We start from the raw sequence: 10,660 nt of genomic DNA, 5'->3' as shown, positions 1-10,660 counted from the left end.
GGGGGTGGTGGCGTATGTTGAACTTGTGGTTGCGTCAGACGGGGTGGGCGGCGGGTGTGTCCACCGCCTCGACGGGGCTCACCGGGGGGGGGGGGGGGGTCGGCCGCCGGCCGCCCCCCCCCGGACGGACCGGGGGGCGCCGACGGTGGGTCCTGGGGGCCGGTCAGGCCGGGCGGTTGCGCTCGAAGACCAGGCGCAGGCCGATCAGGGTGAGCCAGGGCTCGTGCACGTCGATGGTGGAGGCCTCGCCGAGGACGAGGGGGGCCAGTCCGCCGGTGGCGATCACCTGGACGTCGTCCGGGTCCTTGGACAGCTCCTTGGCCATCCGGTCGACCAGGCCGTCGACCTGGCCCGCGAAGCCGTACAGGATGCCGGACTGCATGCCCTCGACGGTGTTCTTGCCGATCACGTTGCGGGGCTTGGCCAGCTCGATCTTGCGCAGTTGGGCGCCGCGGAGGCCGAGCGCCTCGACCGAGATCTCGATGCCGGGGGCGATCGCGCCGCCCACGTAGTCGCCGCGGGCGTTGACGGCGTCGAAGGTGGTGGCGGTGCCGAAGTCGACCACGATGCACGGGCCGCCGTACAGGTGGTTGGCGGCCAGGGCGTTGACGATCCGGTCGGCGCCGACCTCCTTGGGGTTGTCCATCAGGACGTGCACCCCGGTCTTCACGCCGGGCTCCACGATCACCGCGGGGACGTCGCCGTAGTAGCGGCGGGTCACCTCGCGCAGCTCGTGGAGCACGGCGGGAACGGACGAGCAGATCGCCAGGCCCTCCACCGCGGCCTCCCGGACCGCGGTGTGGTTGCCCATCAACCCCTGTAGCAGCACTGCCAGTTCATCGGCCGTGCGGCGCGAATCAGTCGAGATCCGCCAATGTTCCACCACGTCCTCGCCGTCGAACAGGCCGAGCGTGGTCTGGGTGTTGCCGACGTCGATGGTGAGGAGCATGGGGCGCTTTCTGCGAGTCGGGACGAGGGTCAGGCGCGCAGGTCGAGGCCGATGTCCAGGATCGGCGAGGAGTGGGTGAGCGCGCCCACCGCCAGGTAGTCGACACCAGTCTGGGCGACCTCGCGCGCGGTGGCCAGGGTCAGGCCGCCGGAGGCCTCCAGCTTCGCCCGGCCGGCCACCAGCTCGACGGCCTCCTTCAGCTGCGGGACGGTGAAGTTGTCCAGCAGGATCAGGTCGGCCCCGGCCGCCAGCACCGGCGGGATCTGCTCCAGGGTGTCGACCTCGATCTCGACCGGCAGGTCGGGGTAGGCGGCCTTGACGGCCCGGAAGGCCTCGGCGACGCCGCCGGCCGCGACCACGTGGTTGTCCTTGACCAGGGCGGCGTCGGACAGGGCCATCCGGTGGTTGGCGCCGCCGCCGCAGCGCACCGCGAACTTCTCCAGCGCGCGCAGGCCCGGGGTCGTCTTGCGGGTGTCCCGGACGACGGCGCCGGTGCCCTCCAGGGCGTCGGCCCAGGCGCGGGTCGCGGTGGCGATGCCGGACAGGTGGCAGAGCAGGTTGAGCGCGCTGCGCTCGGCGGTGAGCAGGTCGCGGGTGCGGGAGCGGACCGACAGCAGCACCTGGCCGGCCTCGACCCGGTCGCCGTCCTGGACGTGCCGCTCGACCTCGAACTCCTCCTCGCAGATCAGCGAGACAACCGCCTCGGCGATCCGCAGGCCGGCCACCACACCGGCCTGGCGGGCGGTGAAGTCGGCGGTGGCGACGGCCTCGGCGGGCACGGTGGCCACCGAGGTGACGTCCTCGCCGCCGGCCAGGTCCTCGGCCAGCGCCAGGGTGGCGATGTCCTCGACCTCGATCGGGTCCAGTCCGGCCTGCTCCAGCAGCTCGGCCAACTGCGGGTCCAGGCCGGTCTCGTAGCCCTCGCCGTCCCCGCAGGCGCAGCCGTCGCCGCAGCCGCCCTGGGCGTCGGCCAGGGGGAGTTCCTCGTGGGAGTGGGTCATGGTTCTACTGCTCCTCAGGGGTGCTGACGGGGTCGCCGGAGGCGGTGAGGGTGGTGATCAGGTGGCGCCGCCAGTGGGCGTCGTCGCGCTCGGGGAAGTCCTCGCGCCAGTGGCAGCCGCGGGTCTCCTCGCGCTGCGCGGCGGCCGCGACCAGCGCGGTGGAGACCAGCAGCAGGTTGGCGGCCTCCCAGGTCTCCACCCGCGGGTCGGCGGGCTTCTCCTCGGCGACGTGCGCGTGGGCCTGCTCGGCGAGCAGGGCCAGCCCGGCGGCGGCGCCGGCCATCGAGGCGGCCGAGCGCAGCACGCCGGCGCCGCGCGACATCAGCCGCTGGATCTCGGCGCGCGACTCGGAGGCGGGCAGCGGCACCGGCCGTGCGGCGCGGGCGGCGGCGACGTCCACGGCGCGCTCGGGCAGCGCGCCGTGGCGGTGCCGGTCGGCGAGGTCGGCGGCGATCCGCTCGGCGAAGACCAGGCCCTCCAGCAGCGAGTTGGAGGCCAGCCGGTTGGCGCCGTGCACCCCGGTGCAGGCGACCTCGCCGCAGGCGTACAGGCCGGGGACGCTGGTGCGGCCGTGCCGGTCGGTGCGGATGCCGCCGGAGGCGTAGTGCGCGGCCGGGGCGACCGGGATCGGCTCGGTGACCGGGTCGATGCCGTGCGCGCGGCAGGAGGCGAGGATGGTCGGGAAGCGCTGCTCCCACATCTCGGCGCCGAAGTGCCGCCCGTCCAGGTACATGTGCTCGGCGCCCTGCTCCTGCATGCGCCGGGTGATCGCCTTGGCGACGATGTCGCGCGGGGCCAGTTCGGCCAGCTCGTGCTGCCCGAGCATGAAGCGGGTGCCGTGCGCGTCCACCAGGTGGGCGCCCTCGCCGCGGACCGCCTCGGAGACCAGCGGCTGCTGGCCCTCGGCCTCCGGGCCGAGCCAGAGCACGGTCGGGTGGAACTGGACGAACTCCAGGTCGGTGACGGCGGCGCCGGCCCGCAGGGCGAGCGCCACGCCGTCGCCGGTGGAGACCGCCGGGTTGGTGGTGGCGGAGAAGACCTGGCCCATGCCGCCGGTGGCGAGCACCACCGCGCGGGCCCGGACGGCGCCGACGCCGTCGCGCTGGCCCTCGCCCATCACGTGCAGGGTGAGGCCGGCGGCGTGCCCGTCGGCGTCGGTGAGCAGGTCGAGGACGAGGGCGTGCTCGATCAGCTCGACGCCGGGGTCGCTGCGGACGGCTTCCACCAGGGCTCGCGATATCTCGGCGCCGGTGGCGTCCCCGCCGGCGTGCGCGATCCGGCGGCGGTGGTGGCCGCCCTCGCGGGTGAGCAGGATCTCGCCGTCGGTGCCGCGGTCGAAGGCGGCGCCGACGGCGATCAGCCGGCGGACGGCGTCCGGGCCCTCGGTGACCAGGGTGCGCACGGCCTCCTCGTCACAGATCCCGGCGCCGGCCACCAGGGTGTCGTCCAGGTGCTGCGCGGGGGTGTCGCCCTCGCCCAGGGCGGCCGCGATGCCGCCCTGGGCCCAGCGGGTGGAGCCGTCGTCCAGCATCGCCTTGGTGACCACCATGGTCCGCAGACCGGCCTTGCGGGCGTTGAGGGCGACGGTGAGGCCGGCCACCCCGGAGCCGACCACGACCACGTCGGTGGTGGCGGTCCAGCCGGGGGCCGGGGCGGTGAGGCGGTGCGTGGCGGACATGGCGTCAGTGGCTCCTTCAGCGCGCGGCGGTCGGGGCCGCGCCGTTGCCGTCACCGTACGCCTCGTCGCCGCGGAGCAGTCCGGTGCCCTCCGGGGCCTCGGCGGGGTCGCCGCCCAGGCCGGTGATCCGGTTCCGCTCGTCCACGAAGACGATGCTCGGTGCGTAGCCCTTGGCCTCGGCCGTGTCCATCTGCCCGTAGGCGATGAGTATGACCAGGTCGCCGGGGTGGACCAGGCGGGCGGCGGCGCCGTTGATGCCGATCACGCCGGAGCCGCGCGGGCCGGCGATGGTGTAGGTCTCCAGCCGGGCGCCGTTGTTGATGTCGACGATGTGGACCAGCTCGCCGGGGAGCAGGTCGGCGGCGTCGAGCAGGTCCTCGTCCACCGTGACGGAGCCGACGTAGTGCAGGTCGGCCTGGGTCACGGTGGCCCGGTGGATCTTGGACTTGAGCATGGTGCGGAGCATTGCGGGTCACGCCTCCTGTGAGTGCATGCCTAAAGGGGAGCTCTTACCGAACGGGTCCGTGCCGGGTGGCCGGCTGCCCAGGTCCTGTCCGGCCGGACAGGACCTAGCGGCAGATGACGTGGACGTTGTCGATCAGGCGGGTGGAACCCACCGTCGCGGCGACGGCCAGCACCGCCGCGCCCTGGAAGTCGTCCGCCGCTTCGCTGAAGTCGTGCGGGTCGACCAGGGCGAGGTAGTCGAGGGTGATGCCCTCGGCCGCGTCCAGGACCGCCGAGGCGGCCTCGCGGACGGCCTTCGGGCCCTGGGCGGCGGCGTCCCGGCCGGCGAACAGCGCCTTGGAGAGGGCGAGGGCCTGCTCGCGCTCGTCGGCGGAGAGGTAGCGGTTGCGCGAGGAGCGCGCCAGCCCGTCCTCCTCGCGGGCGGTCGGCACCCCGACCACCTCGACGTCGAAGTCCAGGTCGGCGACCATCCGCTGGATGATCGCGAGCTGCTGCGCGTCCTTCTCGCCGAAGAACGCGAAGTCCGGGTCGGTGATGTGCAGCAGCTTGGCGACGACGGTCAGCACGCCGTCGAAGTGGCCGGGGCGGGTGGCGCCCTCGAAGCGCTCGCCCATCGGGCCGGCCGACAGGCGCACCTGCGGCCGGCCGTTCGGGTACACCTCGTCGACGGAGGGCGCGAACACCACGTCGGCGCCGTTCTCCTCGGCCAGCTTCACGTCCTCGTCCAGGCTGCGCGGGTAGCGCTCCAGGTCCTCGGCCGGGCCGAACTGCAGCGGGTTGACGAAGACCGTCACCGCGACCCGGCCCTCCTGGCCGACCTGCTTGCGGGCGGCCCGGATCAGCGCGGCGTGGCCCTCGTGCAGCGCGCCCATGGTCATCACGACGGCGTTGTCGACCGGGCGCTCGTCCGGCCAGAACGCGGCCTCGAAGTCGTCCACGGTGCGGGTGACGACGGCCCGGTGGACCTTCGGCGCCCGCTGGGGCTTGTTTCGCTGGGCTTTGCCCGCCATTCCTGCACTCCTTCGCTCATTCGGCTGCGCGAGGTTCCGCCGCCTTGTTACGCTCCGTCCCGTGCAGTAACGCACCGGGCAGGGCTTGTCCGTCATGAGGTCGCTCTGGCGACCGAGTGAGAAGCCCCGGCTCAGGCCGGGGAGGAGTCACTAGCGATTCTCCTCGTTGAGAGCATCCAGCACAGCGGCCGCAGAGTCGGTCGCGAGGGTTCCGTTCGCCACCGCCCGCTGCGCGGTGGCGCGGGCCATCGCGCGGTAGGCCGCCGGGATGTCCGGGGACACCGTACTGAGCTGCGCCAGGTGGCGCCGCACGGTGCCCGCGTCGCCCCGGGCGACCGGGCCGGTGAGGGCCGCGTCGCCGGAGCGCAGGCTGTTGTCCAGGGCGGCGCCGAGCAGCGGGCCGAGCAGCCGGCCGGGCTCGGCGACGCCGGCCGTGCGCAGCAGGTCCATCGCCTGCGCGACCAGGGTGACCAGGTGGTTCGCGCCGTGCGCGAGGGCCGTGTGGTAGAGCGGGCGGACCTGCTCCGGCACCCACTCCGGCTCGCCGCCCATCTCCACCACCAGCGCCTCGGCGACCGGCCGCAGCTCCTCGGGGGCGGTCACCCCGAACGGGCAGCCGGCCAGCCGGTCCAGGTCGACGGAGGTGCCGGTGAAGGTCATCGCCGGGTGCAGCGCCAGCGGCAGCGCCCCGGCCCGGGTGGCGGGCTCCAGGATGCCGACGCCGTGTGCGCCGGAGGTGTGCACCAGCAGCTGCCCGGGGCGGACGGCGCCGGTCGCGGCGAGGCCGGCCACCAGGTCGGCCAGCGTGTCGTCCGGCACGGTGAGCAGCACCAGGTCGGCGGCGGCCAGCACCTGCGGCGGGGTGACGATCCGCACCCCCGGCAGCAGTGCCTCGGCGCGGCGGCGGGAGGTGGCGGACACCCCGGAGGCGGCGACCACGGTGTGCCCGGCGAGCTGCAGGGCGGCGCCCAGTGCCGGGCCGACCCGGCCGGTGCCGACCACGCCGACGGCCAGCCGGGCCGGGCGGTTGCCGGGGTCGGCCGGGTCGTCGGGGTAGCTCGGGTGGCGCGGGTCGTTCAGGTGGCTCGGATCGCCGAAGCCGTCGGCGAGCGGGGCGAACCCGCCGTCGGCGGCGTGGTCGGCACTGTCGGACGTGTTCACGGCCCGGCCCTCGTCCTTAGCTCCTCGTTCCGGTCCTCTTCGGGTACCGGACGTACCGGCCCATTCTACGGGCGCTCAGCCGGTCCTCCACGGGGTCCTCCACGGGACGCCCGGGGGGTGCCCGGGGCCGCTCAGTCCGTCGCCCCGGCCCGGATCAGCCCGGCCTCGTAGGCGAGCACCACGGCCTGGACCCGGTCGCGCAGGCCGAGCTTGGCCAGGATCCGGCCGACGTGGGTCTTCACGGTGGCCTCGGAGAGCACCAGCCGGGCCGCGATCTCGCCGTTCGACAGCCCCTGGGCGACCAGCAGGAACACCTCCCGCTCCCGCTCGGTCAGCGGCCCGAGGGCGTCCGAGCCGGGCGCGCTCTGCGGGGTCGGCAGCACCTCGGCGAAGCGGTCGATCATGCGGCGGGTGGTGGTCGGCGCGACCACCGCGTCCCCGCCGTGCACCGCGCGGATCGCGGCCACCAGCTCGGTCGGCGGGACGTCCTTGAGCAGGAAGCCGCTGGCGCCGGCCTTGAGCGCGGCGAAGGCGTACTCGTCCAGGTCGAAGGTGGTCAGGATGAGCACGTGCGGGGCGTTGGGCACGGGGCTGCCGTCCTCGGCCAGGCAGATCCGGCGGGTGGTCTGCACCCCGTCCAGGCGCGGCATCCGCACGTCCATCAGGATCACGTCCACCTGGGTGTGCCGCAGCTCCTCCAGGGCCCGGGCGCCGTCGCCGGCCTCGGCGACGATCTCGATGTCGCCCTGCGACTGCAGGATCATCCGGAAGCCGGTGCGCAGCAGTTCCTGGTCGTCGACGAGCATCACGCGGATGGTCAAGGTGGCTCCTTCAGGGGGCGTCGGGGGGACCGGGGGGTTAGTGGGCCGCCTTGAGCGGCAGGATGGCGCGGATCCGGAAGCCGCCGCCGGGGCGGGGGCCCACGTCGAGGCTGCCGCTGACCATGCCGACCCGCTCGCGCATGCCGATCAGGCCGTGGCCGAGGCCGTCCGTGCCGCCGACGGCCAGTTGCTCGTCGGTGCTGCCTCGGCCGTCGTCCTCGACCAGGACGGCCAGCTCGCGCTCGCCGAAGTCGACCGCGACCCGGGCGTGCACGTCGGGGCCGCCGTGCTTGCGGACGTTGGTCAGCGCCTCCTGGACGATCCGGTAGACCGTCAGCTCGACGCCGCGCGGCAGCTCGCGCGGATGCCCGGAGGTCGCGTAGTCCACCTGCAGCCCGGCCGTGCGGACCTGCTCCAGCAGCTCCGGCAGCTCCTCGACGCCGGGCTGCGGCACGTACTCCTCGGCGGTGTCGGCGGTGCGCAGCACGCCCAGCAGGCGGCGCATCTCGACCAGCGCCTGCCGGCCGGTGGACGCGATCGTGCCGAGCGCCTCCTTCGCCTGCTGCGGCGAGTTGTCGAGCACGTACGCGGCGCCGTCGGCCTGGACGATCATCACCGAGACGTTGTGTGCGACCACGTCGTGCAGCTCGCGGGCGATCCGGGCGCGCTCGGCGGCCACCGCCACCTTGGACTGGGCGTCCCGCTCGCGCTCCAGCCGGGCGGCGCGGTCCTCCAGCTCGGTCAGGTAGGCGCGGCGCACCCTGGTCAGCCGGCCCCATGCCCAGCACAGGATGAACGGGGTGCTCATCAGCAGCGTGATCAGCGCCGCCTCGCCGAAGGAGTACGGGCGGGTGTGGTAGTCCCCGGCGCCGTTGGCGACCGTCTTCAGCGGGTGGAGCTGCCAGAACACCAGGGGCCCGGCGGCCAGCCCGGCGACCAGTGCCAGCCGGGACGTCCACTTCTGGCCGAAGGCGGCGCCGGTGTACGCGAACACCAGGTAGGCGAGGGAGGAGGCGGCCGGGAGGACGTCGGCGGCCACCTGGCCGAGGCCGAGGCCGGTGGCGGCCGCCACGGTGACGTCGGGGAAGCGTCGGCGGAAGACCATCAGCGCGGGCAGCAGCACCGCGATCAGGATCTGTGCGTCGAAGCGCCAGCCGTCGCTGAAACTGTCGTTCGGCAGCAGGCCGACGAAGAGCACCATCGCAGCCCAGGCGGCGTCGACCACCACGGGGTGACGGCGGAGCCAGGCGTTGAGTCGATGCACGTCTCCAGCCTAGGCAGTCACCTGGCGTGTTCAGGTCCGCCGGTAGGGCGATCCGTCCTACTCCGTAGGTCGGAGACGCACCGTACCGGTGGGGAGGGCGCGCCCGGCTGCGGGTAGCGTCCCGCGCTATGACTTGGATGCGGTGGGCGCCCGCCATGGAGCAGGCCCTGTACGACCCGGACGGCGGCTTCTACCGCAGGTCGGAGGGCCCGGCCGGGCACTTCCGCACCTCGGTGCACGCCTCGCCGCGGTTCGCCCGCGCGGTGGCCCGGCTGCTGCTGGAGGTTGACGCCGCCCTAGGCCGTCCGGAGGAGCTGGCCCTCGTCGACGTCGGGGCCGGGCGCGGTGAACTGCTCACCGGGGTGCTGGCCGAACTGCCCGGCGAGGTGCTGGCGCGGCTGCGCCCGTACGGCGTGGAGATCGCGCGGCGCCCGGCGGACCTGCCGTCCACAGCCCTGTGGACGGACGAGGTGCCGCGCGGCGTCACCGGGCTGCTGTTCGCCAACGAATGGCTGGACAACGTGCCGCTGGACGTCGGCGAGGTCGACGACGGCGGGGTGCTGCGCTACCGGGAGGTGGACACCGCGACCGGCGGGGAGCGGCTCGGCGGGCCCGCCTCGGCGGCCGACGCGGCCTGGGCCGAGCGCTGGTGGCCGGTCGGGCACCCCGGGGACTCCGTGGAGTTCGGCGGTACCCGGGACGCCGCCTGGGCGCGGGCCGTCGCCGGGCTGGAGCGCGGCCTGGCCGTCGCCGTCGACTACGGGCACACCGCCGACCGGCGCCCGCTGTTCGGCACCCTGACCGGCTTCCGGGGCGGCCGCGAGGTTTCGCCGGTGCCGGACGGCTCCTGCGACGTCACCGCGCACGTTGCTCTGGACTCCGTCGCCGCACCTGGTCTCCACAGCCTGTGGACAACCCAGCGGGACGCCCTGCGCGCCCTCGGCGTGAGCGGTGCCCGGCCGCCGCTCGCGCTCGCCTCCAGCGACCCGGCCGGCTACCTGCGGGCGCTCGGCGGGGCCGGCGAGGGCGCCGAACTGACCGACCCGGCCGGGCTCGGCGCGTTCGGCTGGCTCGCCCAGGCCGTCCGCATGCCGGTACCGGAGGCCCTGGCCGCCCTGCCGGGGTGGCAGACTCTGACCCCATGAGGGAGACCACGGTCGGCATCGGGGCGGGAGCCGAGAACTTCACCGGCGAGGCGGGCACCACCGACATGGTGCTCAACATCGGCCCGCAGCACCCCGCCACGCACGGCGTGCTGCGGCTGCGGCTGGTGCTCGACGGCGAGCGGATCATCACCGCCGAGCCGGTGATCGGCTACATGCACCGGGGCGCGGAGAAACTGTTCGAGGCCCGCGACTACCGGCAGATCATCATGCTGGCCAACCGGCACGACTGGCTCTCCGCCTTCGGCAACGAGCTCGGCGTCGTCCTCGGCGTCGAGCGGATGCTCGGCATGGAGGTCCCCGAGCGGGCGGTGTGGATCCGCACCCTGCTCGCCGAACTCAACCGGGTGCTCAACCACCTGATGTTCCTCGGCTCCTACCCGCTGGAACTCGGCGGCATCACCCCGATCTTCCATGCCTTCACCGGCCGCGAGGACCTCCAGCACGTCCTGGAGGAGGCCTCCGGCGGGCGCATGCACTACATGTTCAACCGGGTCGGCGGCCTCAAGGAGGACCTCCCGGCCGGCTGGCTCGGCCGCGTCCGCACCGCCGTCGCCACCGTCCGCTCCCAGCTGCCGGTCTTCGAGGACCTCGTCCTCGGCAACGAGATCTTCCGCGCCCGCACCGCCGGCGTCGGCATCCTCACCCGGGCCCAGGCCCAGGCGTACGGCGTCAGCGGCCCGATCGCCCGCGCCAGCGGCCTCGACCTCGACCTGCGCCGCGACGAGCCCTACCTCGCGTACGACTCCGACGAGCTGCGGCAGGTGCTCACCGTGGTCACCCGCGAGGAGGGCGACTGCCTGGCCCGGTTCGAGTGCCTGCTGGAGCAGACCCTCAACTCGCTGGACCTCGCCGTCGCCTGCCTCGACAAGATCGCCACCCTGCCGCCCGGCCCGATCAACCAGCGGCTGCCCAAGGTGCTCAAGGCCCCCGAGGGCAGCACCTACTCCTGGACCGAGAACCCGCTCGGCATCAACGGCTACTACCTGGTCTCGCGCGGCGACAAGACGCCGTGGCGGCTCAAGCTGCGCTCGGCGTCCTTCAACAACGTCCAGGCGCTGACCGAGCTGCTGCCCGGGACGCTGGTCGCGGACATGGTGGCGATCCTCGGGTCGATGTTCTTCGTCGTCGGGGACATCGACAAGTAG

At 74.1% G+C, this 10,660-nt stretch carries 10 protein-coding genes; 2 read left to right on the top strand and 8 right to left on the bottom strand.

Going from position 1 to position 10,660, the window contains the following annotated elements:
* Positions 1-163: 163 nt before the first annotated feature.
* From ACFWPT_RS33080 to ACFWPT_RS33045, 8 genes are all read right to left on the bottom strand, one after another.
* Positions 164-949 carry a type III pantothenate kinase gene (locus ACFWPT_RS33080; RefSeq protein WP_063348829.1) on the bottom strand — a complete coding sequence of 262 codons (786 nt, stop codon included), beginning with the start codon at positions 947-949 and terminating at the stop codon, positions 164-166.
* A gap of 29 nt (positions 950-978) precedes the next feature.
* A complete protein-coding gene (gene nadC, locus ACFWPT_RS33075; protein WP_063348830.1) occupies positions 979-1,950 on the bottom strand; it encodes a carboxylating nicotinate-nucleotide diphosphorylase in 972 nt (323 codons plus the stop codon).
* Positions 1,951-1,954: 4 nt separating this feature from the next.
* Positions 1,955-3,628 (bottom strand): L-aspartate oxidase, encoded by a 1,674-nt coding sequence (locus ACFWPT_RS33070; RefSeq protein WP_380486285.1) that lies wholly within the window; start codon positions 3,626-3,628, stop codon positions 1,955-1,957.
* Positions 3,629-3,644: 16 nt separating this feature from the next.
* Positions 3,645-4,094, bottom strand: coding sequence for an aspartate 1-decarboxylase (gene panD, locus ACFWPT_RS33065; protein ID WP_380375893.1), 450 nt, complete (start codon positions 4,092-4,094; stop codon positions 3,645-3,647).
* Positions 4,095-4,197: 103 nt separating this feature from the next.
* Positions 4,198-5,103, bottom strand: a complete 906-nt coding sequence (gene panC, locus ACFWPT_RS33060; protein ID WP_380486283.1) for a pantoate--beta-alanine ligase — start codon at positions 5,101-5,103, stop codon at positions 4,198-4,200.
* 150 nt (positions 5,104-5,253) lie between these two features.
* Positions 5,254-6,183 (bottom strand): Rossmann-like and DUF2520 domain-containing protein, encoded by a 930-nt coding sequence (locus ACFWPT_RS33055; RefSeq protein ID WP_380486305.1) that lies wholly within the window; start codon positions 6,181-6,183, stop codon positions 5,254-5,256.
* A 212-nt stretch (positions 6,184-6,395) separates the two neighbouring features.
* Entirely contained in the window at positions 6,396-7,085 is a 690-nt protein-coding gene (locus ACFWPT_RS33050) for a response regulator transcription factor (RefSeq protein WP_063348833.1), read from the bottom strand.
* A gap of 37 nt (positions 7,086-7,122) precedes the next feature.
* The gene (locus ACFWPT_RS33045) at positions 7,123-8,349 is read right to left on the bottom strand and encodes a sensor histidine kinase (protein WP_380375895.1); all 1,227 of its coding nucleotides are present in this window, start codon (positions 8,347-8,349) and stop codon (positions 7,123-7,125) included.
* 128 nt (positions 8,350-8,477) lie between these two features.
* Between ACFWPT_RS33045 and ACFWPT_RS33040 the strand changes: the two genes are divergently transcribed.
* Together ACFWPT_RS33040 and ACFWPT_RS33035 are read left to right on the top strand one after the other, a co-directional pair.
* Positions 8,478-9,494 carry an SAM-dependent methyltransferase gene (locus ACFWPT_RS33040; protein ID WP_380486281.1) on the top strand — a complete coding sequence of 339 codons (1,017 nt, stop codon included), beginning with the start codon at positions 8,478-8,480 and terminating at the stop codon, positions 9,492-9,494.
* Positions 9,491-10,660: an NADH-quinone oxidoreductase subunit D gene (locus ACFWPT_RS33035; protein ID WP_380375899.1), complete on the top strand. Its 1,170-nt coding sequence runs from the start codon at positions 9,491-9,493 to the stop codon at positions 10,658-10,660. Before ACFWPT_RS33040 ends, ACFWPT_RS33035 begins: the two co-directional genes overlap by 4 nt.

This window comes from Kitasatospora sp. NPDC058478, assembly GCF_042720345.1.
Taxonomy (GTDB): domain Bacteria; phylum Actinomycetota; class Actinomycetes; order Streptomycetales; family Streptomycetaceae; genus Kitasatospora.
Note: the sequence above shows the minus strand (reverse complement) of the source record. Positions and strands in the feature narration are given on the sequence as shown.

Bases quoted from the DNA above. Each gene is read 5' to 3' on its own strand.
- ACFWPT_RS33080 (WP_063348829.1), bottom strand. From the start codon at position 949: ATGCTCCTCACCATCGACGTCGGCAACACCCAGACCACGCTCGGCCTG.
- ACFWPT_RS33070 (WP_380486285.1), bottom strand. From the start codon at position 3,628: ATGTCCGCCACGCACCGCCTCACCGCCCCGGCCCCCGGCTGGACCGCC.
- ACFWPT_RS33040 (WP_380486281.1), top strand. From the start codon at position 8,478: ATGACTTGGATGCGGTGGGCGCCCGCCATGGAGCAGGCCCTGTACGAC.
- panC (WP_380486283.1), bottom strand. From the start codon at position 5,103: ATGGCGGGCAAAGCCCAGCGAAACAAGCCCCAGCGGGCGCCGAAGGTC.
- nadC (WP_063348830.1), bottom strand. From the start codon at position 1,950: ATGACCCACTCCCACGAGGAACTCCCCCTGGCCGACGCCCAGGGCGGC.
- panD (WP_380375893.1), bottom strand. From the start codon at position 4,094: ATGCTCCGCACCATGCTCAAGTCCAAGATCCACCGGGCCACCGTGACC.
- ACFWPT_RS33035 (WP_380375899.1), top strand. From the start codon at position 9,491: ATGAGGGAGACCACGGTCGGCATCGGGGCGGGAGCCGAGAACTTCACC.